At 64.6% G+C, this 23,122-nt stretch carries 24 protein-coding genes; 21 read left to right on the forward strand and 3 right to left on the reverse strand.

Annotated features, from left to right (window positions below; genetic code table 11):
* Positions 1–12: 12 nt before the first annotated feature.
* The 16 genes from ttcA to AB1Z25_RS01870 all read left to right on the forward strand — a co-directional run bounded on the left by ttcA (position 13) and on the right by AB1Z25_RS01870 (position 16,695).
* Complete coding sequence (gene ttcA / locus AB1Z25_RS01795) at positions 13–990, forward strand: tRNA 2-thiocytidine(32) synthetase TtcA (RefSeq protein WP_227106653.1); 978 nt, start codon at positions 13–15, stop codon at positions 988–990.
* A gap of 46 nt (positions 991–1,036) precedes the next feature.
* Positions 1,037–1,780 carry a polyamine aminopropyltransferase gene (locus AB1Z25_RS01800; RefSeq protein ID WP_233246777.1) on the forward strand — a complete coding sequence of 248 codons (744 nt, stop codon included), beginning with the start codon at positions 1,037–1,039 and terminating at the stop codon, positions 1,778–1,780.
* 313 nt (positions 1,781–2,093) lie between these two features.
* A complete protein-coding gene (locus AB1Z25_RS01805; RefSeq protein ID WP_486637338.1) occupies positions 2,094–3,398 on the forward strand; it encodes a nucleotide sugar dehydrogenase in 1,305 nt (434 codons plus the stop codon).
* A 154-nt stretch (positions 3,399–3,552) separates the two neighbouring features.
* On the forward strand, positions 3,553–4,617 hold the full coding sequence (locus AB1Z25_RS01810) for a Gfo/Idh/MocA family protein (RefSeq protein ID WP_107797990.1): 1,065 nt from the start codon (positions 3,553–3,555) through the stop codon (positions 4,615–4,617).
* Positions 4,618–4,700: 83 nt separating this feature from the next.
* Positions 4,701–5,072, forward strand: a complete 372-nt coding sequence (locus AB1Z25_RS01815; RefSeq protein ID WP_253315135.1) for a GxxExxY protein — start codon at positions 4,701–4,703, stop codon at positions 5,070–5,072.
* Between the two features lie 59 nt (positions 5,073–5,131).
* Complete coding sequence (locus AB1Z25_RS01820) at positions 5,132–5,707, forward strand: acyltransferase (RefSeq protein ID WP_235084728.1); 576 nt, start codon at positions 5,132–5,134, stop codon at positions 5,705–5,707.
* A 102-nt stretch (positions 5,708–5,809) separates the two neighbouring features.
* Positions 5,810–6,907, forward strand: a complete 1,098-nt coding sequence (locus tag AB1Z25_RS01825) for a DegT/DnrJ/EryC1/StrS family aminotransferase (protein WP_486636461.1) — start codon at positions 5,810–5,812, stop codon at positions 6,905–6,907.
* A 4-nt stretch (positions 6,908–6,911) separates the two neighbouring features.
* Positions 6,912–8,180: a lipopolysaccharide biosynthesis protein gene (locus AB1Z25_RS01830; protein WP_486636462.1), complete on the forward strand. Its 1,269-nt coding sequence runs from the start codon at positions 6,912–6,914 to the stop codon at positions 8,178–8,180.
* A complete protein-coding gene (locus AB1Z25_RS01835; RefSeq protein WP_107797995.1) occupies positions 8,177–8,758 on the forward strand; it encodes an acyltransferase in 582 nt (193 codons plus the stop codon). The genes AB1Z25_RS01830 and AB1Z25_RS01835 overlap by 4 nt, the downstream gene beginning before the upstream one ends.
* The gene (locus AB1Z25_RS01840) at positions 8,751–9,833 is read left to right on the forward strand and encodes a glycosyltransferase family 4 protein (RefSeq protein WP_486636463.1); all 1,083 of its coding nucleotides are present in this window, start codon (positions 8,751–8,753) and stop codon (positions 9,831–9,833) included. The genes AB1Z25_RS01835 and AB1Z25_RS01840 overlap by 8 nt, the downstream gene beginning before the upstream one ends.
* A gap of 148 nt (positions 9,834–9,981) precedes the next feature.
* The gene (locus tag AB1Z25_RS01845; protein WP_231464241.1) at positions 9,982–11,076 is read left to right on the forward strand and encodes a glycosyltransferase family 4 protein; all 1,095 of its coding nucleotides are present in this window, start codon (positions 9,982–9,984) and stop codon (positions 11,074–11,076) included.
* A 3-nt stretch (positions 11,077–11,079) separates the two neighbouring features.
* A complete protein-coding gene (locus tag AB1Z25_RS01850) occupies positions 11,080–12,315 on the forward strand; it encodes a glycosyltransferase family 4 protein (protein ID WP_235084717.1) in 1,236 nt (411 codons plus the stop codon).
* A gap of 198 nt (positions 12,316–12,513) precedes the next feature.
* Positions 12,514–13,677 carry a DegT/DnrJ/EryC1/StrS family aminotransferase gene (locus AB1Z25_RS01855; protein WP_227106665.1) on the forward strand — a complete coding sequence of 388 codons (1,164 nt, stop codon included), beginning with the start codon at positions 12,514–12,516 and terminating at the stop codon, positions 13,675–13,677.
* Positions 13,674–14,339 (forward strand): sugar transferase, encoded by a 666-nt coding sequence (locus tag AB1Z25_RS01860; protein ID WP_486636464.1) that lies wholly within the window; start codon positions 13,674–13,676, stop codon positions 14,337–14,339. The genes AB1Z25_RS01855 and AB1Z25_RS01860 overlap by 4 nt, the downstream gene beginning before the upstream one ends.
* Positions 14,336–14,803 (forward strand): GNAT family N-acetyltransferase, encoded by a 468-nt coding sequence (locus AB1Z25_RS01865; protein WP_486636465.1) that lies wholly within the window; start codon positions 14,336–14,338, stop codon positions 14,801–14,803. The genes AB1Z25_RS01860 and AB1Z25_RS01865 overlap by 4 nt, the downstream gene beginning before the upstream one ends.
* Positions 14,804–14,805: 2 nt before the next feature.
* A complete protein-coding gene (locus AB1Z25_RS01870) occupies positions 14,806–16,695 on the forward strand; it encodes a polysaccharide biosynthesis protein (protein ID WP_227106669.1) in 1,890 nt (629 codons plus the stop codon).
* Positions 16,696–16,711: 16 nt separating this feature from the next.
* On the opposite strand, the gene AB1Z25_RS01875 is transcribed toward AB1Z25_RS01870, so the two are convergent.
* Both AB1Z25_RS01875 and AB1Z25_RS01880 read right to left on the reverse strand, forming a co-directional pair.
* Positions 16,712–17,260 carry a hypothetical protein gene (locus AB1Z25_RS01875; RefSeq protein ID WP_486636466.1) on the reverse strand — a complete coding sequence of 183 codons (549 nt, stop codon included), beginning with the start codon at positions 17,258–17,260 and terminating at the stop codon, positions 16,712–16,714.
* A gap of 39 nt (positions 17,261–17,299) precedes the next feature.
* Complete coding sequence (locus tag AB1Z25_RS01880; RefSeq protein WP_227106673.1) at positions 17,300–18,478, reverse strand: GGDEF domain-containing protein; 1,179 nt, start codon at positions 18,476–18,478, stop codon at positions 17,300–17,302.
* A gap of 164 nt (positions 18,479–18,642) precedes the next feature.
* On the opposite strand from AB1Z25_RS01880, the gene AB1Z25_RS01885 reads away from it, so the two are divergent.
* From AB1Z25_RS01885 to AB1Z25_RS01905, 5 genes are all read left to right on the forward strand, one after another.
* On the forward strand, positions 18,643–19,551 hold the full coding sequence (locus tag AB1Z25_RS01885; protein WP_107798004.1) for a LysR family transcriptional regulator: 909 nt from the start codon (positions 18,643–18,645) through the stop codon (positions 19,549–19,551).
* A 158-nt stretch (positions 19,552–19,709) separates the two neighbouring features.
* Positions 19,710–21,113 carry an aspartate ammonia-lyase gene (gene aspA, locus AB1Z25_RS01890; RefSeq protein WP_107798005.1) on the forward strand — a complete coding sequence of 468 codons (1,404 nt, stop codon included), beginning with the start codon at positions 19,710–19,712 and terminating at the stop codon, positions 21,111–21,113.
* 152 nt (positions 21,114–21,265) lie between these two features.
* Positions 21,266–21,622 carry a hypothetical protein gene (locus AB1Z25_RS01895; protein WP_235084710.1) on the forward strand — a complete coding sequence of 119 codons (357 nt, stop codon included), beginning with the start codon at positions 21,266–21,268 and terminating at the stop codon, positions 21,620–21,622.
* Positions 21,623–21,701: 79 nt separating this feature from the next.
* The gene (locus tag AB1Z25_RS01900; protein ID WP_107798007.1) at positions 21,702–21,941 is read left to right on the forward strand and encodes a DUF2164 domain-containing protein; all 240 of its coding nucleotides are present in this window, start codon (positions 21,702–21,704) and stop codon (positions 21,939–21,941) included.
* A gap of 77 nt (positions 21,942–22,018) precedes the next feature.
* Entirely contained in the window at positions 22,019–22,618 is a 600-nt protein-coding gene (locus AB1Z25_RS01905; RefSeq protein ID WP_019103655.1) for a YdcF family protein, read from the forward strand.
* Positions 22,619–22,695: 77 nt separating this feature from the next.
* On the opposite strand, the gene AB1Z25_RS01910 is transcribed toward AB1Z25_RS01905, so the two are convergent.
* Complete coding sequence (locus AB1Z25_RS01910) at positions 22,696–23,052, reverse strand: 50S ribosome-binding protein YggL (RefSeq protein ID WP_107798008.1); 357 nt, start codon at positions 23,050–23,052, stop codon at positions 22,696–22,698.
* Positions 23,053–23,122: the final 70 nt, after the last annotated feature.

Genomic DNA, 23,122 nt, shown 5'->3' on the forward strand with positions numbered 1-23,122 from the left:
TAGCCGTACTCCATGTCCGAAGCAAGCAGCGTCCTCGACGACAAGGCCAAAAAGGCCGTGTTTGAAGGCAATAAACTGGCCAAGCGCCTGCGCCACCATGTGGGTGACGCCATCAATGACTTCAATATGATAGAAGAGGGCGACCGCGTGATGGTCTGCCTGTCCGGCGGCAAGGACAGCTACACCTTGCTGGACATTCTGCGCGGCTTGCAGAAGTCCGCGCCTATCGATTTCTCCATCGTGGCGGTCAATCTGGACCAGAAACAGCCGGGCTTCCCCGAGCACGTGCTGCCGGAATACCTGGATTCCATCGGCGTCGAATACCGCATCGTCGAAGAAGACACCTATTCCATCGTCAAGCGCCTGGTGCCGGAAGGCAAGACCACTTGCAGCCTGTGTTCGCGGCTGCGCCGCGGCATTCTCTACCGCGTGGCCGACGAACTGGGCGCGACCAAGATCGCGCTGGGCCACCACCGCGACGACATTCTGCACACCCTGTTCCTGAATATGTTCTACGGCGGCAAGCTGAAGTCCATGCCGCCCAAGCTGGTGTCCGACGACGGCCGCCACATGGTGATACGCCCGCTGGCTTACTGCCGCGAAAAGGATATCGAGCGCTACGCCGCGCTGCGCGAATTCCCCATCATTCCTTGCAATCTGTGCGGCTCGCAACCCAATTTGCAGCGCCAGGTGGTCAAGGACATGGTCAATGACTGGGACCGCCGCTTCCCCGGCCGTTTGGAGAGCATGTTCCGCGCGTTGCAGAACGTGGTGCCGTCCCATCTGGCCGACACCGGCCTGTTCGACTTCGCCGGCCTGAAGACCGGCGACGCGCCGTTCGAGGACGGCGACACCGCTTTCGACAAAGAAGAATTCCGCGATCCGCCGCCGCCGCAGGACGACGAGGCCGACGCGGCGCCGAAGAAACGCACCATCAGCATTCTGGATTCGCGCAAACCGGCGGGAGAGGACTCGGGCTGTGGCGCGTAGGGCCTTGCATCCGTTCCGCCGCCGCGTGCGCCCCGCGGTGGAGGAAATGCCGGAGGTGGAGATCTCGGAGGCGGACAATATCCGTTCTTTGCACCTGGGCTCGGAAACGATACAGAGTTCCATGGATCTGGACGACCCGGCCGACCTGGTGCTCAGTTACAGCCGGGCGATGATGGGTTTTCTGCTGTGGAACGACGCGCCGCAGCACATCTTGCAGATCGGCCTGGGCGGCGGCTCCTTCGCCCGCTTCATCGATGAATACCTGCCGGACGCGGTCAGTGTGGCGGTGGACATCAATCCGCAGGTGATCGCGGTGGCGCGTGCCTTTTTCCAGCTGCCGGAGGAGGGCGATTTCTTCGAGATCGTCGAGGCCGACGGCGCCGATTACGTGAAGATCTTCCGCGGCTCCACCGACGCCATCCTGGTGGACGGCTTCGACGGCCTGCAGATCGTCGACGCGCTGACCACCGAGGACTTCTTCGAGGACTGCAAGCGCGCGCTCAGCCCCAAGGGCGTGTTCGTCACCAATTGGTGGAGCGGGGACAAGCGTTATCAGTCCTTCATCGAGCGTCTGTTGAACGTGTTCGAGGGCCGGGTGCTGGAACTGCCGGCGGCCAGCCACGGTAATGTGGCGGTGATGGCTTTCCGCCAGAGCCCGACGCTGACGCAGTGGGAGGCCTTGAAAAAACGGGCCGACGAACTGGAGGGGCGCTTCGGTCTGGAGTTCGTCGATTTCGTCAGCCGTTTGAAAATGACCAATCAGCACACGGCGGGGCATTTACTGGTCTGAAGCGGGGTGTCTGCGTACATTTGCTTACCCAATGACGCGCGGGAAGAGGCGTATAATGCCGGCATTACGGCCACGCCGGCTTGGGACGGATGGCGCGCTGCGCGAAACGAGTTCGGATGCAGAGAGCTCTGAGGCAGATCAGTACGGACAGAAACGGAAAACGGCAAGCTGGCTTGCCGTTGAATGAACTTTATGGCGGTGGACCGGACAGTTTAGGACAGGCGCGGCGCGGGCGATTTCGCTTCAGCGCCGCTCGTTCTGAATGTCCGGTCCGCCGCTATCGTATTTACATACTGTTGGGACTTACACCGTGATCAAGCAGCAACTGCTCAATCGGATTGCAGACAAATCCGCTGTCATCGGCATCGTGGGCCTGGGCTATGTCGGCCTGCCGCTGATGCTGCGTTTCGCCGAAGTCGGCTACAAAGTGCTGGGCTTCGACATCGACCAGGGCAAGGTGGACGCCCTGATGGCCGGCCAAAGCTATATCGAACATATCTCCGCCGACAGCATCGCCACCGCGTTGAGCCGCGGTTTCGAGGCCACCACCGACTTCAGCCGCGTGCCGGAAGCCGATACCCTGATTCTGTGCGTGCCGACGCCGCTGAACAAATACCGCGAACCGGACCTGTCCTTCGTGCTGGACACCATGGACAGCCTGGTGCCCTATCTGCGCGAAGGTCAGCTGGTGTCGCTGGAGTCCACCACCTATCCGGGCACCACCGATGAAGAACTGCTGCCGCGCATGGAGTCGCGCGGCCTGAAGGCGGGCGACAACGCCTTCCTGGTGTTCTCGCCGGAGCGCGAAGATCCGGGCAACCCCAACTTCACTACCCGCACCATTCCCAAGGTATGCGGCGGCGTAACCCCGGCCTGCCAGGAAATCGGCGTGGCGTTGTACAGCGCGGTGATCGACAAGGTGGTGCCGGTGTCCTCCACCCGCGCCGCGGAAATGACCAAGCTGCTGGAGAACATCCACCGCGCGGTAAACATCGGCCTGGTCAACGAGATGAAGATCGTCGCCGACAAGATGGGCATCGACATCCACGAAGTGATCCGCGCCGCCGCCACCAAGCCTTTCGGCTTCGTGCCCTATTATCCGGGCCCGGGCCTGGGCGGCCATTGCATTCCGATCGACCCGTTCTACCTGACCTGGAAGGCGCGCGAATACGGGGTCAACACCCGCTTCATCGAACTGGCCGGCGAAGTGAACAGCAATATGCCGGACTACGTGGTGTCCAAAGTGGCTGCCGCGCTGAACCTGCGCAAGAAGGCGATCAATGGCAGCCGCGTGCTGGTGCTGGGCATCGCCTATAAGAAGAACGTCGACGATATGCGCGAAAGCCCGTCGGTGTTCCTGATGGAAAAGCTGCGCGATCTGGGCGCGGAAGTGGCTTACAGCGATCCGCACGTGCCGGTGTTCCCCAAGATGCGCGAGCACCGTTTCGAGCTGTCCAGCGTGGCGCTGAGCAATGAAGCCATCGCCGGCTACGACTGCGTGCTGCTGGCCACCGACCACGACAAGTTCGACTACGCGCAGATCAAGGCGCACGCGCAGCTGGTGGTGGATAGCCGGGGCAAGTATCTGGAGTCGGCGGACAATATCGTCAAGGCCTGATTGTTTTTAGCCACGGAAGCACACGGAAAAACACGGACAAAGCCGGAGCCTGCAAATCACGGTGACTTGAGGGCGCTCTCGCATCTTGGGTATTTGGGGGTTTCCGTGTTGTTCCGTGTGCTTCCGTGGCTCACTGAATTTAGGGTTTAAACTCATGCACACTCTGCACCTTCCCCCGATTACCGACCGCAAGATCCGCTTTGCGCTGGTGGGCTGCGGCCGCATCGCCCAGAACCACTTCGGCGCGCTGGAAAAGCACGCCGACCGTGCCGAACTGGTGGATGTCTGCGACATCGACCCGGCCGCCTTGAAGGCGGCGGTGGAGCGCACCGGCGCGCGCGGCCACGCCAATCTGGCCGACATGCTGGCCAAGTCCGACGCCGACATCGTGATCCTGACTTCTCCGTCCGGCCTGCATCCCAGCCAGAGCATCGCCTGCTCGGAAGCCGGTTTCCACGTGATGACGGAAAAGCCGATGGCCACCCGCTGGGAAGACGGCCTGGAAATGGTCAAGGCCGCCGACCGCGCCAACAAGCATCTGTTCGTGGTCAAGCAAAACCGCCGCAACGCCACCTTGCAGCTCTTGAAGCGGGCGATGCAGGAGAAGCGCTTTGGCCGCGTCTACATGGTCAACGTCAATGTGTTCTGGACCCGTCCGCAGGAGTATTACGACGCGGCCGGCTGGCGCGGCACCTGGGAGTTCGACGGCGGCGCCTTCATGAACCAGGCCAGCCATTACGTGGATCTGCTGGACTGGCTGATCGGCCCGGTGGAAAGCGTGCAGGCCTACACCGCGACGCTGGCGCGCAATATCGAGGTGGAGGACACCGGCACCGTCAGCGTCAAATGGCGCAGCGGCGCGCTGGGCAGCATGAACGTGACCATGCTGACTTACCCGAAGAACCTGGAAGGCAGCATCACCATCCTGGGCGAGAAGGGCTCGGTGCGCGTCGGCGGCATGGCCGTCAACGAAATCCAGCACTGGGAGTTTTCCGAGCCGCACGCGATGGACGAGGACATCAAGCAGGCCAGCTACGCCACCACCAGCGTTTACGGCTTCGGCCACCCGCTGTACTACGACAATGTGATCAAGACCATGCGCGGCGAAGCCGAGCCGGAGACCGACGGCCGCGAAGGGCTGAAGTCGCTGGAGTTGTTGATCGCGATGTATCTGTCCGCCCGCGACGGCCGCCGCGTCAGCCTGCCGCTGGATTATTGAGTTATTTTTAGCCACGGAAGCACACGGAAAAACACGGAAAACGCAGCTTCTGCATAGCTAAAAACACGGAAGGGAAGCGCGCAATGTCGCCTCTAATCGATGAGGATCTGACGTATCGTATCCAGGGCTGTGTTTTTGAGGTTTTCCGTCAGCTGGGCCACGGCTACCTGGAAAAAGTGTATGAGAATGCTTTGTTGCAGGAGTTGAATAGCGCGGGCTTGGCTGCCCGGTCGCAGGTCCCGCTATTGGTGCGTTATAAAGGGCAGGTGGTCGGAGAGTACTGTGTTGATTTGCTGGTTGAAGAGCGCGTTGTATTGGAGTTGAAAGCGCAGGAAAAGCTGGCCGCCATTCATGAGGCTCAATTGTTGAACTATATGAGGACTAGCGGTTTGAGACTGGGTCTGTTGATTAATTTTTGGCACCCCAAGGCCGAGGTCAGGCGCTTTGTCTTGTAGTTGACCTATTCCGTGTCTTTCCGTGTGGTTCCGTGGCTAAACTAAAGGTTTTAATTAAGATGCATCCTATCATCCACCCCAGCGCCATCGTCGACGACGGCGCGCAGATCGGCGAGAACACCCGCGTCTGGCACTGGGTTCATATTTGCGGCGGCGCGCAGATCGGCGCCGGCTGTTCCTTCGGCCAGAACGTGTTCGTCGGCAACGACGTGCTGATCGGCGACAACGTCAAGGTGCAGAACAATGTGTCCATCTACGACGCGGTGACGCTGGAGGACGACGTGTTCTGCGGCCCGTCCATGGTGTTCACCAATGTCAACAATCCGCGCAGCCACGTTGCGCGCAAGCATGAATACCGCCGCACCCTGGTGAAAAAAGGCGCGTCCATCGGGGCCAACGCCACCGTGGTGTGCGGCCACACCATAGGCGAGTACGCGTTTATCGGCGCCGGCGCCGTGGTGACCCGCGATGTGCCGGCCTACGCGCTGATGGTGGGCACGCCGGCCAAGCGCATTGGCTGGATGTGTTCCTGCGGCGAACGGCTGGCCAACGATATCGGCACCCATAGCTGCCCGGCCTGCGCCAAGCATTACGAGGTGGGCGGCAATCACTGCTCGCCGCTCAAGAACGACTGACAAGCCCCCTGATGCGGCCTGGCTTCAGGGCGCTTCTCCGTCGTTCCGCGTGTCGCTATATGGGCGATATCTTTCAAAAATTGATTTGGGGTTGATCCTCTTATGTCCATCCAGTTCATTGATCTGAAAGCGCAATACCAGCATCTGAAAGCCGATATCGACGCCCGCATCCACGCGGTGCTGGACCATGGCCAGTACATCATGGGGCCGGAAGTGAAGGAGGTGGAGCAGGGGCTGGCGGAATACACCGGCGCCAAGCACGCCATCGGCGTTTGCGACGGCACCAAGGCGCTGCTGATCGCGATGATGGCCCTGGACATCGGCCCCGGCGACGAGGTGATCACCACCCCGTTCACCTTCATCGCCACCGGCGAGATGATCGCGCTGCTGGGCGCCAAGCCGGTGTTCGTCGACATCGACCCGATCAGTTACAACCTGGACCCGGCGCTGCTGGAAGCGGCGATCACGCCGCGCACCCGCGCCATCATGCCGGTGAGCCTGTACGGCCAGTGCGCCGATTTCGACGCCATCAACGCCATCGCCACCAAGCACGGCATCGCGGTGATCGAGGACGGCGCGCAGAGCTTCGGCGCCGGCCAGCGCGGCAAGAAGTCCGGCAATCTGTCCACCATAGGCTGCACCAGCTTCTTCCCGAGCAAGCCCCTGGGTTGCTACGGCGACGGCGGCGCCTGCTTCACCAACGACGACGCGCTGGCCAAGAAAATGCGCGAGATCCGCGTGCACGGCCAGGATCGCCGCTATCACCATCCCATCATCGGCCTCAACGGCCGGCTGGACACGATACAGGCGGCGGTGTTGCTGGCCAAGCTGCCGAGCTTCGCCGACGAAGTGGCGGCGCGCGAACGCATCGGCGCGCGCTACAGCGCGCAGCTGCGCGAGGTGGCGCGGGTGCCGGTGATCGCCGAGGGCAACAGCCATGTCTACGCGCAGTACACCATCGAGGTGGACGATCGCGAGGCGGTGCAGGCCAAGCTGAAAGAACTGGGCGTGCCCACCGCGGTGCATTACCCGATTCCGCTGCATCTGCAGCCGGCCTTCGCCCATCTGAACCTGCCCGAGGGCAGTTTCCCGCTGTCCGAGGCCGCCGGCCGCCGCGTGATGAGCCTGCCCATGCACCCCTTCCTGGACGAGGCGACGCAAGACGCCATTGTCGCCGCGGTCAAGCAGGCTCTGGCCTGAGCGCATGGGCCTGTTGTTGTCCCGCCTGCCCAAGAGCGGCTTCATCCGCCACATCGTCACCCTGATTACCGGGGCGGCGGTGGCGCAGGTGATTCCGCTGCTGGTGTCGCCCTTGATCACCCGCCTGTACAACCCGCACGAGGTGGGGGTGCAGGCGGTCTATGTCTCCTGGCTGTCCACGCTGGCGGTGCTGGCCACTGCCCGTTACGAGATGGCCATCGTGTTGCCGGCCGAGGAGAGGCGGGCCAGCAATCTGATGGGCCTGTCCATCGCCTGCGCGCTGGCCTTGTCCTTGTTGGTGGGCGTGGCGGTGGCCTTCGACGGCCATGCCCATATCGCCCGCCATCTGGGCGCGCCGGAGCTGGAGCCCTGGCTGCTGCTGCTGCCGCTGTCCGTCGCGCTGGCGGGTTTGATGCAAGCCTGGACCAACTGGAACAACCGCCACCGCCGCTATCAGGCCAACGCCAACGGCCGCATGCTGCAGTCGCTGAGCATGGCGGCTACCCAGGTCGGCTTGGGCTGGGCCGGGGCGGGCGCCGCCGGCCTGATCCTGGGCCAGCTGGCCGGCCAGTTCGGCTCTTTGCTGGCGCAAACCTGGCAGGACCTCAAGGGCCGCTTCGCCTGGCGTCACGAACTCAGCCGCGCCGGCATGCGCGAGGTGGCGCGCGCCTATATCGAGTTTCCCAAGATCAACGCGCCGCACGCCTTGAGCACCGCCTTGCTGGATTCGGCGACGCTGGTGGCGCTGACCATGCTGGCCGGCACCGCCTCGGTGGGCTTTTACGGCCTGATGATGCGGGTGCTGAAGCTGCCGGCGGCCCTGATCGGCCAGGCGGTGGCGCAAGTGGCCTACCGCGAGCTGGCCGACGCCCGCAATCAAGGGCAGCCGCTGCGCCCGATTTTGCGCAAGATGATGCTGACTTTGAGCGGCATGGCCTTGCTGCCCTTCCTGGTGATACAACTGGCCGGGGAACCCCTGTTCTCGCTGGTGTTCGGCCAGAACTGGGCCACCGCCGGCCGCTACGCGGAGGCGATGTCGCTCTACATCCTGTTCCACTTCGTCGCCTCGCCGCTGGGCATGGTGCCGCCGGTGATCAACCGCCAGCGTCAGGCCTTCCTGTGGTCCTTGCTGCAGGCCCTGTTGTTCCTGGGCACGATGTGGGCAGGTTTTTCGCTGTGGAACGACGCGGTGCCCACCTTCCAACTGGTGTCGGTGGTGATGGCCGCTTATTTCCTGGCTTATTTTGCATGGCTTTACAAGGCAGCCCGATGAATTGGCACGCTCTATTCAGCCGCATCCGTTTCCGCCTGTCGGCGTGGGTGCAGCCCAGAATGGTGTATGGATTCACCCGCGGCGACGGGGTGTTCCTCAAACGCACCCGGGTGTCCAACATGACCCGAATCGAACATGTCGGCAAGCTGATGGTGGACGACAACGTCTACATCGGCCATTTCAATCTGATCGACGCCTCCGGCGGGCTTTACATCGGCGAAGGTTGTCAGATCACCAACTATGTTTCGCTGCTGACCCACTCCAGCCATGTGGCCATTCGCCTGTACGGCGACCGCTACCTGGAGAGCAACAATCACGTCGGCTATCTGAAAAAACCCACCAAGCTGGGCCCGTACAGCTTCGTCGGCCCGCACTCGGTGCTGATGCCGGGCGTGGAACTGGGCAAGGGCAGCATGGTGTCGGCTTACAGCTATGTGCCGGCCGGCGTGTATCCCGATTTTGCCATCCTGTCCGGTAATCCGGCGCGGGTAGTGGGCGATACCCGGGAGATGGACGCCAAGTGGCTGGACGAACATCCCGAGCTGCTGGCCTTGTACGAGGCCTGGGCGCATGACTGAGCCGGTGAGGGACAAGATCGCCAGCGTCGCGGTGCTGGCTTCCGCCTCGGTGCACACCTGGCGTTTCCTGCGCGGCATCGCGCCGCATGTGGACCAGCTCTACCTGGCCTGCAACGGCGAGGTTCCGGCCGACGTGGCCCCCTTGCTGGCCGGCAGCCTGCGCGTGGATTTCCGTCTGGCGGCGCTGGGCACGGTGTCGCGTCTGCGTGCCTGGCTGCGCGAAACGCGGCCGCAGCTGCTGCACATCCATCAGGCCAATAGCGTGGCCTGGCACGGCAGCCGCGCCGCGGTCAGCCTGGACTTGCCCATGGTGCTGACCGCCTGGGGCTCCGACGTGCTCTTGCTGCCGGAGCGCAGCCGGCTGATGCGGGCGATGGTGCGCGCCAATCTGGCCGCCGCCGACGCGATCACCTCGGATTCGCTGCACATGGCGGCGAAAATCCGCGAGCTGGCCGGCGAGGGCTGCCGCATCCGCCTGCTCAATTACGGCATGGACGCCATGCCGGAGCCGGCGGCCAGCGCGGACAAGGGCAAGAGGGTGCTGTCCTGCCGGCTGCACAAGCCGCTCTATCGCATCGACGCCATTCTGCGCGCCTGGCAGAGCGTGGAGCTGTGTGAGCGTTTCGGCGATTGGCGCCTGACCGTGGCCGCCAGCGGCAGCGAGACCGAGGCCCTGAAGCGCCTGGCCGCCGAGCTGGGCCTGAGCCGCGTGGACTTCGCCGGCTTCGTCGACAGCGCGACCCTGGGGCGGATGTACGCCGAATCCCGGGTCTTCGTCAGCGTGCCGCGTTCGGACGCCACCAGCGTCAGCCTGCTGGAGGCGATGGGCCACGGCTGCCTGCCCTTATTGTCCAATCTGCCGGCCAACGGCGAATGGGTGATCGACGGCCTCAACGGCGTGATCGCCGAGGACGTCGGGCGTTTGGGCGAGGAACTGCTGCGCGCGATGGAACTGGCCGGCGAGGATGCGCGGCTGGACGAAATCGCCGCGCTCAACCGCCGGCTGGTGGCGGACAAGGGTTTGCATCAGCCGAATATGGCCGGCTTCGCCCAGTTGTACCGGGAGCTGATTTAAGGAATGAATTTAGCCGCGGAAGCACATGGAAAGACAGGGACCAAACGGCATCGCCATCTCCAGGCCATGCTGGCCTTGCCGCAGGCAGGATGCGATGTAAAGCCGAAGTCCCTTCTGTGTGTTTGCGTGGCGTAAACAAGGTTTACCCATGAAAATTGCCCATCTCACTTCCGCCCATCCGCGTCACGACATCCGCATCTTCGTCAAGGAGTGCGCGAGCCTGGCCGCCGCCGGGCATGAGGTGACGCTGATCGTGGCCGACGGCCAGGGCGAGGAGATCAACCGCGGCGTGCGTTTCCACGACGTCGGCCCCAAAACCGGCGGCCGTCTGGCGCGGATGACCGGCACGGTCAAGCGCGTGTATCAGGCGGCGCTGAAGCTGCGCCCTGACGTGGTCCACTTCCACGACCCGGAACTGATTCCCGCCGCGCTGCGCCTGAAACAGGCCGGCATCAAGGTGGTGTACGACGTGCATGAAGACGTGCCGCGCCAGATCCTGGCCAAGCACTGGATACCCGGCGCGGTGCGCCCCCTGGTGTCCAGCGGCTTCGAGACGCTGGAAGATTGGGCGGCGCGCCGCTTCGACGCGGTGGTGACCTCGACGCCGCACATCCGCAAGCGCTTCGAGAAGCTGGGTGCGCGCGCCTTGGACGTGTGCAACTTCCCCATCCTGGAAGAACTGGTGCGCGACACGCCGTGGGAGCAGCGCCGCAACGAGCTGTGCTATATCGGCGGCATCTCGCGCATCCGCGGCATCGAACCCATTGTCGAGGCCTTGCCGGACACCGCGACGCGGCTGAACCTGGCCGGGCCGTGGAGCGAGAGCGATTTGAAGGCCCGGGTATCGGCGCGGCCGGGTTGGGCGCGGGTCAACGACCTGGGCGTGCTGGACCGCAAGGGCGTGGCCGAGGTATTGGCCAAGAGCAAGATCGGCCTGGTGACTTTGTTCCCTACGCCGAACTACGTCGACGCCTTGCCGATCAAGCTGTTCGAATACATGGCCGCCGGCATGCCGGTGATCGCGTCGGACTTTCCGGTGTGGCGCGAGATCGTGGACGACGCCGGCTGCGGCCTGCTGGTGGACCCGCAGGACCCGGCCGCCATTGCTGCCGCCGTCAACGAACTGATGGCCGACGAGCCGCGCATGCGGGCGTTGGGCGAGTCCGGCAAGCAGGCGGTATTGAACAAATACAGCTGGGCGGCCGAGGCCGACAAGCTGGTCAAGCTGTACGCAACCTTGTAAACCATGAAAATTCTTTACATCAACCACTATGCCGGCAGCCCCCGGCACGGCATGGAATTCCGTCCCTACTATCTGGCGCGGGAATGGGCGCAGGCCGGCCATGAAGTCAATATGCTGGCCGCCGATATCTCCCATCTGCGCCAGACCCATCCGCAAGTGGACGGCAAATACCGGGACGAAGACATAGACGGCATCCGCTACACCTGGTGCAAGACCCGCCCTTACGAGGGCAACGGCATCGGCCGCGTGCTCAATATCTTCAGCTTTCTGGCCCGGGTGATGGGCTTGTCCGGCCGCTATCTGAAGCAGTGGAAGCCGGACGTGGTGATCGCCTCGTCCACCTATCCGCTGGACACCGTGCCGGCGGCCTGGATCGCCGCCAAGACCGGCGCGCGGCTGGTGTACGAGGTGCATGATCTGTGGCCGCTGACGCCGGTGGAGGTGGGCGGCATGTCGCCCAAACATCCCTTCATCCGCCTGCTGCAATGGGCCGAGGATTTCGGCTACCGCAAGGCCGACACCGTGGTGTCCATGTTGCCCTGCGCCAAGGACTATATGGTGGCGCACGGCATGGATCCGGCCAAGTACGCGGTGATCCCCAACGGCGTCGACGTCGCCGAATGGCGCGGCGAGGCCGAGGCCCTGCCGGCCGAGCACCGGATGCGGCTGGCGGAGCTGAAAGCGCAGGGGCGCTTCCTGATCGGCTACGCCGGCGGGCACGGCCTGGCCAATGCGCTGGATTACCTGCTGGAGGCGGCGGCGCTGATGCGGGACGCGCCGGTGACTTTCGTTCTGGTCGGTGACGGTCCGGACAAGGAGGTTTTGGCGGCGCGCGCGGCCGAGCTAGGGCTGGACAATGTGATGTTCCTGCCATCCATCGCCAAGCGCGCGGTGCCGGGCTTCCTCGCCGAAATGGACGCTTTGTTCATAGGCTGGCGCAAGCTGCCCATCTACCGTTTTGGCATCAACCCCAATAAACTGTTCGACTACCTGATGGCCGCCAAGCCGGTGATCCATTCGGTGGAGGCCGGCAACGATATGGTGAAAGACGCCGGCGCCGGCATCAGCGTGGGCGCCGAGGATCCGGCCGCGATTGCCGACGCGGCGCAGCGGATGGCGGCGACGCCGGCCGAGGAACGCGCGCGCATGGGCGCGGCGGGTCAGGCCTATGTGCTGGAGCACCATGATTACGCGGTGCTGGCGCGGCGGTTTTTGCAGGCGGTGCTTGCTCGCGAGTGAGTGATCAGCGTTTTTTCATCGCGGGGTGTGTGAAGGCCGTCTGCCGTTGGACTGGGCAGGGGGCGAGAGAGATGGTGTGTTTGGGGAATGAGCATGGTGCGTGGGCAAGCTTTTGAACTTGTCCATCCTACCGGGTTTGCAAGGTCGCTTGGACAAGTCTGGACGAGTCCGCGCGCTTAACTGATAGCGAAGAATACTATGAGCGAAACAAAATTCCTGCCTTTCGCCTTGCCGGACATCGGCGAGGACGAAATCAACGAAGTGGTCGATGCGCTGCGCTCCGGCTGGGTCACCACCGGTCCCAAGACCAAGCAGTTCGAGGCCGACTTCGCGCAGTTCATCGGCGACGGCGTCGAGGCGATCGCGGTCAACTCCGCCACCGCCGGCTTGCACCTGGCGCTGGAAGCGATAGGCATCGGCCCCGGCGACGAAGTCATCGTGCCCAGCTACACCTTCACCGCCACCGCCGAAGTGGTGCGCTACCTGGGCGCGGACCCGGTATGCGTGGATATGGACGCGGCCACCTTCAACATCAGCCCGGACGCGATCCGCGCGGCGATCACCGCCAAGACCAAGGCGATCATGCCGGTGCACTTCGCCGGCCTCGCCTGCGAGATGGACGAGATCATCGCCATTGCCCGCGAGCACGGGCTGAAGGTCGTTGAAGACGCCGCCCATGCGTTGCCCACTTATTACAAGGGCAAGCTGGTGGGGACCCTGGACTCCGACGTCACCGTGTTCAGCTTCTACGCCAACAAGACCATGACCACCGGCGAGGGCGGCATGGTGGTGTCCAAGAACAAGGACATCATCGCGCGTTGCAAGGTGATGCGTCTGCACGGCATCAGCCGCGACGCCTTCGACCGCTATGTGTCCAAGACACCGGCCTGGTTCTACGAAGTGGTGGCCCCGGGCTTCAAATACAATATGCCGGACACCGCCGCGGCGATGGGCATCCACCAGTTGAAGAAAATCCGCCGCTTCCAGGAATTGCGCGAGGCGATGGCCCAGCGTTTCGACCGCGAGCTGGCCGACCTTCCGCTGATCCTGCCGGCGCGGCCGAAGGACGCGGGCAGCAACCACGCCTGGCATCTGTATCCGGTGCGCATCAAGCCCGAGGCCGGCGTCAGCCGCGACGACTTCATCGCCCGGATGGCGGAAAAGGGCATCGGTTGTTCGGTGCACTTCATCCCGCTGCATCGTCAGCCGGTGTGGCGCGACGGCTATCAGCTGACGCGCGAACAGTTCCCGGTGACCGACGCCGCCTTCGAGGCCGAAGTGACCCTGCCGCTATACACCCGGATGACGGACGATGACCAGAGCCGGGTGATCGCCGCGGTGCGCGAGATCCTGAGCGCATGAGCGAGCGGGGTTCAGACAGCGGCGGCTTGCTGCCGCCGTGCTGCCGTCCGCGTCGCCACGGTTCGCGGCTGCTGAAGCGCGGCTTCGACATCGTCGCCGCGGGTCTGGGCCTGGCCGCACTGGCGCTGCCGCTGCTCGCGGTGGCGCTGTGGGTGAAGCTGGATTCGCCGGGGCCGGTGTTTTTCCGCCAGGTGCGGGTAGGGCGGAGCGGCACGCTGTTCCGCATCCACAAATTCCGCACCATGCAGGTGGACACCGAGCGCCACGGCCAGCTGACCGTGGGCGCGGACGCGCGCGTCACCGGCGCCGGGCGCTTGCTGCGCAAGACCAAGCTGGACGAACTGCCGCAGTTGATCGATGTGTTGTTCGGCGATATGAGCTTGGTCGGCCCACGGCCGGAGGTGCCCAAATACGTCGCCCACTACCCGGACGAAGTCCGCGACATCGTATTGTCGGTGCGCCCCGGCATCACCGACTGGGCGTCGATCAAGATGATAGACGAGAACGAAATCCTGGGTCGGGCCGAGGACCCGGAGCGCGCCTACATCGAGCAGGTGTTGCCGGAAAAACTGGCCTATTACGTGCGCTATGCCGAAAGCCACAGCCTGGCGGAGGATATCCGCATCATCGTCGCCACGCTGATGAAGATCGTCAGCCGATGACGATTTCCATCCGCTTGGCCGGATCCGCCGATGCCGTCGCTTTAACGGACATTTATCTGGCCTGCCGCCGTGAGATGAGCTACGCGCCGCTGGCGCATAGTGATGCGGCGGTGCAGGCCTGGTTCGCCAATGCGCTGCTGCCGGCGGGCGATGTCTGGCTGGCGGAGCGGCATGGCGATATCGCCGGCTTCGCCGCCGCATCGCTGAAAGACGGCGTGTTATGGCTGGATCAGCTTTATGTCGGCGCCGAGCATCGCGGTGTCGGAGTGGGCGCGGCTTTGCTGGATCGGGTGCTGACGTCGCCGGCGTCGGCCTGCCGGCTGTGGGTGTTCCAGGCCAATGCGGGCGCGCGCCGCTTCTACGAGGCGCACGGCTTCGCGCTGCTGAGCCTGGGCGACGGCCAAGATAATGAGGAATGTTGTCTGGACGCGCTGTATCAACGGCCGTCGGACGCGAAAGAATGACCATGTTTGAAAAACTGCTCGCCTTCTCCCGCCACAACAAGATGGCGATGCTGGCGCTGATGGACGCGCTGCTGCTGCCGCTGGCGCTGTGGAGCGCGGTCTTCCTGCGCTTGGGCGGATACTGGGATCCCAAGCTCAACCCGCATTTGTGGATCTTCATCGTGCCGCCGCTGTGGGCCATCCCCATCTTCATCAAGCTGGGCCTGTACCGCGCGGTGCTCAAATATCTGGACGACAAGATCATCCTGACCGTGTTCTCCGGCGTGACCTTGTCGGTGCTGGTGTTGCAGGCGGTGCTGCAGATGGCCCACATCTGGGCGATGCCGCGCACCTCGGTGATCATCTTCTGGGTGTTCGCCATGGCCTATATCGGCGGCAGCCGCTTTCTGCTGCGCGGCCTGGTGCGCCGCATCGACGCGGTGGACGCGCCGCGCGAGCACGTGATCATCTACGGCGCCGGCCATGCCGGCGTGCAACTGATGCTGGCCCTGCAGGCCGGCCGCGAATATCGGCCAATGGCCTTCGTCGACGACAGCCCCGAACTGCATCGCCGCACCTTCCGCGGCGTGGCGGTGCATCCGCCGCGGGATCTGCCGCAGCTGGTCAAGGACCTGGAGGCTAAATGCATTCTCTTGGCGATGCCCTCGGTCAGCCGCAGCCGCCAGCGCGAGATACTGGAAACTCTGGAACTGCTGCGGGTGCCGATCAAGCGGCTGCCGGGCATGGCGGACCTGGTGTCCGGCGAGGCGCGGGTGGAGGAGCTGAAAGAGGTCGAGATCGAAGACCTGCTGGGCCGCGACCCGGTGCCGCCCAAGCCCGAACTGCTGGCGCGCAATATCCGCGGCAAGGTGGTGATGGTCACCGGCGCCGGCGGTTCCATCGGCTCGGAACTGGTGCGCCAGATCGCCAAGAACGAGCCGGCGCGTATCATCCTGTTCGAGCAGTCCGAATACGCGCTGTACGCGATAGACCAGGAACTGGGCCGCGCCGCCGCGGCGCCGGCGCGCACCCCGGTGCTGGGCTCGGTCACCGACTACCAGCGGCTGGCCCAGGTGATGCGGGCCTTCAAGGTGGACACCGTCTATCACGCCGCCGCCTACAAGCATGTGCCCATGGTGGAGCACAATCCGGTGGCCGGCATCGTCAACAATGTGTTCGGCACCGACACCACCGCGCGCGCGGCCGAGGATTGCGGCGTGGACACCTTCGTGCTGATCTCCACCGACAAGGCGGTGCGCCCCACCAATGTGATGGGCGCCACCAAGCGCATGGCGGAACTGACGCTGCAGACCCGGCACGCGCGCGGCAGCGCCACCCGCTTCGTGATGGTGCGCTTCGGCAATGTGCTGGGCAGCTCCGGATCGGTGGTGCCGCTGTTCCGCGCCCAGATCAAGGCCGGAGGACCGATCACGCTGACCCACGCCGACATCACCCGCTACTTCATGACCATTCCGGAGGCGGCGCAACTGGTGATCCAGGCCGGCGCGATGGGCGACGGCGGCGACGTGTTCGTGCTGGACATGGGGCAGCCGGTGCGCATCATCGATCTGGCGCGGCGCATGGTGCATCTGTCCGGTCTGGAGCTGAAGGACGCGGCCCGTCCCGGCGGCGACATCGAAATCCGCATCACCGGTCTGCGGCCGGGGGAAAAGCTGTACGAGGAGTTGCTGATCGGCGACAACGTGCTGGCCACCGATCACGAACGCATCATGCGCGCTCAGGAATACTGCTTGTCGGACGCGGAGATGCGGGATCTGTTGGCGAGCATGGACGAGGCCTGCGGGCGGCTGGACGCGCCGACGGCGTTTGCTTTGCTGCAACAGGCCGTGCGCGAGTTCCGCGCCGCCGACGCCACTCAGGACTGGGTGACGCGGGCGAACGCGGCGTCTTGAGGAGGCGGGGGGCGGCTCACCATTTGCAGCCGTCCTCGCGCGCGCTCTGCACCGCCAGCACCGGGATGGCCAAGAGGCCCAGCCCGGCGTAACGCGTTTTGCAATCCGGTTTTTCGGCCCGCTCGATCGAGCGGGCCAATTTCGTTTTGGCGGGGTCGGCCGGCAGCGGGGCGATTTTTTCCGGCGCGGCGGCGGCTTGCTCGCGCACTTGCTGCCGCAGGCCGCCCAAGGTCAAGGCCGTGGCGGGCGCCGAAGCGTCGCGCCCGCTTGGGACGCTGCGTTTGCCGGGGCCGGCGGCCGCGATGTGCGTCGCCGCGTTTGAATGCCGCGGGGCAGCGGCCGATTTTCGGGCAGAGGGGTCGGGCGCGGCGGGGCGCGTCGGCGGCGGGACGACGGCCGGCGCCGGTGGCCGCAGCTGTATCCGCAGCGGCGGGGCCGCGGCGGCGTCCGGGCGGCCGCCGGGTTTGCTCAGCCACAGCAGCGCGCCATGGGCCAACAGGCTGAGCAGCAGCGCGGCGGCGGCGCCGCGGGAGCGGGGAAGGAGCGGGGCGGTCAGAGCGGTCATGCCGCCCACGATAAGGAAAGTCGCCCGGCGGGTAAAGCTTCAGCCGGAGATCACTACCCGATTGCGCCCGGTCTGCTTGGCGCGGTACATGCGGGTATCGGCCAAATCCACCAAGGCTCGCCAGTCGGCGCTGCCGTCTTGAAACAACTCCGCCACGCCGATGCTGGCGGTCAGCGCATGGCCTTCCGGCCGCTCGCCCAGGCCCTGGGCGCGCAGCCGGGCGATGACCTGGGCGGCGTGGGCCAACTGCGCGCCGGGCATCAGCAGCACGAACTCCTCGCCGCCCCAGCGCACCAGCACGTCGCTGCGTCGCAGCCTGCCTTCCATCAGCTCGGCGAAATGACGCAAGACCTGATCGCCGGCCAGGTGGCCGTAGTGGTCGTTGATCGCCTTGAAGTGGTCCAGGTCGATGAAGGCCAGGCTCAGCGGCTGCCGGCTGCGCTGAGCCTGCAACTCCAGCAGGCCCAGCATTTCCTCGCCGCTGCGGCGGGAGAAGACCCCGGTCAACGGATCGCGTATCGCCTGGTGGACCAGCACGATGATGAAGGCCAGCTGGCTGATGCCGGCAATGGCGGAGACGCCTGCCAGCAAGGACAGCAGCCAGAATTCCCCGCCGAAGCCGGGCAGATTGTCGCCGTTCAGGTCCAGCAGGCTGGTCAGCACGAAGCCGAACAGCGCCGGGCTGGCGAAAGCCAGGCTTTCCAGCAGGGTCAGCGGGAAAATGGCCAGCCCGGCCAGCAGCACGAAGGGCAGGAAGGCGTAACCGGCGCCGATGGCGGCGGACAAGCCTTCCAGATGGTAGCGACGCAGCAAGAGGTGGGAGGCGATGTAGAACAGGGTGGGGATGGCGAACAAGAGCGCGATGCCGCGATAGGCCGAGCGCAGGCGGCCGTCCATAGGCTGCCAGACCGCCAGCGCGACGAAGGCGACGGACACCAGCAGGCGCAGGGCCGCCAATTGCAGGGACAGCGGATAGGGCAGGGTCAGCAAGTCGATCAAGGCCCAGGCCGGCGTCAGCGCGGAAAACAGGATGGCGAACAGCCGGCAGCGGTTGACCAGCATCAGCGCGCGTCGCTGCGCCAGCAAGGGCATGTGCTGGCGAGGGCTCAGCAGCCAGAGCGTATCGCCGCTCTGGATCTCGCCGGGCGCCATGCCCAGCAGCTTCTGCCAGATGAAGTGAGTAATATGCATGCGGATGGTGCCAGGTAGTTGCGTCATTCTACCGCGGTTTATGACTTTGGGTTTGCAACAGGTCAACATCGCCGGCTTGGAGGCGGCGCTCTCCGTGTCGGGTTTCAGGCGGCGCGGCGGATCGTGAACAGATTCTTGGGCCGCGTTTAGGCTACTATCCCAGCTCCTGATCACTCTGGCGGAAGCGCGCGATGGAAACTCGGTGGCTTGAAGACTTCCTGGTGCTGGCGGAAACCGGCAGCTTTACCCGCGCGGCGGAACTGCGCCACCTGACCCAGCCGGCGTTCTCGCGGCGGATCAAATCGCTGGAGAGCTGGTTGGGGGCCGGTCTGATTGATCGTACCACCTATCCGACGCGGCTGACCGAGGCCGGCGCGCTGTTCCGCGAGCAGGCGGTGGCCATGCTGTCCCAGCTCAACACCAGCCGCGCCTTGCTGCGCGGCTTGCAGCCCTTGGCCGCGGGCACGCTGGAGTTCGCGGTGCCGCACACCCTGTCCTTCTCCTTCTTTCCCAAATGGCTGTCCCAGGCGCAGCGCGGTTACGGCGCCTTGCCCTGTAGGCTGCAGGCCAGCAATGTGCACGACGCGCTGCTGGCCTTCGTGGAAGGCGGCAGCGATCTATTGATGTGCTACCACCATCCCAAGCAACCGGTGGAACTGACCGACGCCCGCTATCAGGGGCTGAAGCTGGGCGTCGAGCGGCTGAGGCCGTTCTCGATCGCGGAAGCCGGCCGGCCGCGTTACCAACTGCCCGGCAGCGCGCAGCAGCCCTTGCCCTTTCTCGGCTACGCCAGCAACGCCTATTTCCGGCTGATGAGCGACTTGATTCTGGAGTCCGCGCCGCAGCCGGCCAAGCTGGCGCTGCGCTATGAAACCGATATGGCGGAAGGGCTCAAGCACATGGTGCTGGAAGGGCACGGCCTGGCCTTCCTGCCGGAAAGCTCGGCGCGCCGGGAGGCGCAGGAGGGCTTGTTGGCGGCCGCCGGCGACGAGTCCTGGCAGGTGGAGATGGAGATCCGGCTCTACATCGATCAGAAGCGACAGCGTCCGGCCTTGAAGGCCTTCTGGGACTATCTGACGCATCAATACCCGGCCTGCTGAGCGGGGGTGCCGGGGAACGCGCGCCCCCCGTCAAGGTTATGCATTTCCCGCATGACCCTATCGGCATTTCGAATTGGCCAGCCGCCGCGGCATGGCATAGAGTGCGCTGCTTCAAGCCACGCGAGCGCGTGGCGTCATCCGCATCAGGAGAAGCATCCATGACGACCCGCATAGAACATGATCTGCTAGGCGATCGTGAAGTGCCCGCCGACGTTTATTGGGGCGTGCACACCTTGCGCGCAGTCGAAAACTTTCCCATCACCGGCCAGAGCATCGCCGGCTACGGCGATCTGATCCGCGCGCTGGCCTGCATCAAGCAGGCCGCGGCTCAGGCCAACCGCGATCTGGGCTTGCTGCCGGGGCCTGTCGCTCAGGCCATCATCGCCGCCTGCGAGGAAATCCGCGCCGGCCGCTGGCATGAGCAGTTCGTGGTGGATGCGATCCAGGGCGGAGCCGGCACCTCGACCAATATGAACGCCAACGAGGTCATCGCCAACCGCGCGCTGGAACTGATGGGCCACGCCAAGGGCGAGTACCAGTACCTGCATCCCAATGAACACGTCAATCTGTGTCAAAGCACCAACGACGTTTACCCGACCGCCTTGCGCTTGGCGGCGTTCTGGGGCGCCAACAAGCTGCTGACCCGGATGGCGACGTTGCGCGAGGCCTTCGCCGCCAAGGCCGACGAGTTCAAGGACTACCTGAAGATGGGGCGCACCCAGCTGCAGGACGCGGTGCCGATGACGCTGGGCCAGGAGTTCATGACTTATGCGGTGATGCTGCAGGAAGACGAGCAGCGCTTGATGGAAGCCAGCGCGCTGATGCTGGAAATCAATCTGGGCGCCACCGCCATCGGCACCGGCATTACCGCGCACCCGGATTACGCGCGCCTGGCTTGTCTGCATCTGTCCGAGCTCAGCGGCCACACCCTGCTGACCGCGCCCAATCTGATCGAAGCCACCCAGGACTGCGGCGCCTTCGTGCAGTTGTCCGGCGTGCTCAAGCGCATCGCAGTCAAATTGTCTAAGAGCTGCAATGATTTGCGCCTGCTGTCCTCCGGCCCGCGCGCCGGTTTCGGCGAGATCAATCTGCCGGCTCGCCAGGCCGGTTCCTCCATCATGCCGGGCAAGGTCAATCCGGTGATTCCCGAGGTGGTGAGCCAGGTGGCTTACGAGGTGATAGGCAACGACGTCACCATTACCATGGCGGCGGAGGCCGGGCAGCTGCAATTGAACGCCTTCGAGCCGGTGATCGCTTACAGTCTGTTCCGCAGCATGGGCCACCTGGCGGCCGCCTGCGCCACGCTGACCGACAACTGCGTCACGGGCATCACCGCCAACCGCGAGCGCCTGCACGCCAGCGTGGAGAACTCCATCGGCCTGGTGACCGCGCTCAATCCCGTCATCGGCTACGCCGCGGCCACCAATGTGGCAGCCCAGGCCCACGCCACCGGCGCCAGCGTCGCCGACATCGTGCTGGAGCAAGGCTTGCTGAGCCGCGAGCAGCTGGATCTGCTGCTGAAGCCGGAAGAGCTGACCCGGCCGCGCTGGGTGACCGTGTAATTGCTTTCCCTTGTCTGACTTATCGTTGTGAGCGTTTCAACTTGATCAGGCCGCCTTGCGCGGCCTGTTTTTTTATCGGGGCCGGCCGCGCTTGCGGCGGGCGCGGAATGCGGGTATAAAAAATTGTGCAATGCACAATGAAAGGGCGACGAATGCATGCTGCGCTATGGTGGGGTCTGGAGTTTCCGCGCGGCCTGTGCGCGCTGGGCGCCGAACAGTGGCGCGTCCGGCGGCAATGGCTGCGCTCGGGCTGTTTTCACGGCACCACGGTGTGGCGCGGCGCCGCGCCGTGGCCGGACAAGCTGCGCCGCGTGTTGACGCGCGCGGGGTCGGACTGGCTGGCGCTATGCTTTGACGACAGCCAGGCGGCGGAGGCCTTGCTCAGCCAGATGCGGGCGCATCCCCTCTGGCGCGGCGAGGCCGGCGACCGGCTGCTGGCCTGGCAATTGAACGGCCAGCGCCAGTGGCGGGCGGGCCTGTTGCAATGGGGACGGGCGCTGTCCCTTTAGCCGTGCGCGGGGAAACCGCTTCCAGCATCGGCGAATAGCCGCCATAATCGCGGCTTTCCATCGCACAGGGCGGCACGCCATGGCCAATCATTCCTTGTTGACCCCCGCTCAACTGCAAACGCTGGCTCCGCAATTGCAACAGTACGCGCAAGACCAGTTCGGCATCGAGCTGGGGCAGTTCGACGCGCAATTCCTGTTGGACTTCGTCGCCGACAAAATCGGCAGAGACATTTACAACAAGGCGCTGGACGACGCGCAGCTGGCGCTCGCCGCGCGGATGGAGTCCCTGCAGGCGGCGATTTGGGAATTGGAGAAGTAGGCGCGGAGCGCGCGGCCTTGCCGCTTGCATCCGGTTTGCGGGTACAATCGGCGTTCCACCCTTCACTTGCGGTACCCATGCTCTACTTGCGTTTGATGTTGAAAGGCTTTGTGCTGGCGATTTTGCTGGTGGTGCTGGGCTTCAGCTACGTGGCCTGGAGCATCGTCGATTTCGGCGGCAGCGCAAACGAACCGCAAGCCGACGCGGCGCTGGTGTTGGGGGCGGCGGCCTGGGGCAAGCGCCCGTCGCCGGTGTTCCGCGAGCGCATCAATCACGCAGTCAAATTGTACAAGTCCGGCAAGGTGCGCTGGATTGTGTTCACCGGCGGCACGCCGGAACCGGGTTATCCGTCCGAAGCCGACGTCGGCCGCGACTTCGCCGCCAAGCAAGGCGTGCCGATGACGGCGATGCTGGCGGAAAACCAGTCGCGCACCACCTGGCAAAACCTGGAAAACGCGCGCGAATTGAGCAGCCAGTTCGGCATCCGCTCCTTCCTCTTGGTCAGCGATCCGCTACATATGCGCCGCTCGGTGCTGATGGCCACCGATATCGGCCTGACCGCCTATCCCGCGCCCACGCAATCCAGCCGCTACCGCACGCTGTCCAGCTGGTCCCGCTTCCTGGCCAGGGAAACCTGGCTCTATATCGGCTACCGGGTGTTCCGCAAGCTGTCCTGATCGCGCCCGCGGCTCGAAGCGTCCAGGCATAAAAAAACCGGCGACAAGCCGGTTTTTTCACGTCGGACGGAAAGGGATCAGCGGCTGTGCCACAGATCGATCAATTCGCCGCCTTCCACCGATTTCACTTCGGCGCGGGCTTGCAGCCAGGACAGCAGTTGCAGGCGCAACTCGTCGCTGATCTTGACCTCGCCCACCGGGAAGGCCACGCCTTCCAGCTTGCCGGCGCCGTCGAAATGGCCGCCGAAGCTGATGCCGGCCTCGTCCACCTGGATTAGCCAGGCGTCCAGCAGCGCCTCGGAATCCGCGCCGTCGTGCAGCATGGAGATCAGATGAAAGCCCAGCTCGCGGAATTCGCCTACGCGCATTTTCTTGCGTTGGCGGGTTTTCAGACGGCTCAGGCGGTGCGGGGAATTGGGGTTGCGCAGGGACATGACTGCTCCTTATTCAAAGACCTGGCGATGATAGCAGGCTTGCCGGCTTTGCGCTCCGCCGGCTGCGCGT

The sequence above is a fragment of the Chromobacterium sp. HL1 genome (assembly GCF_057418835.1).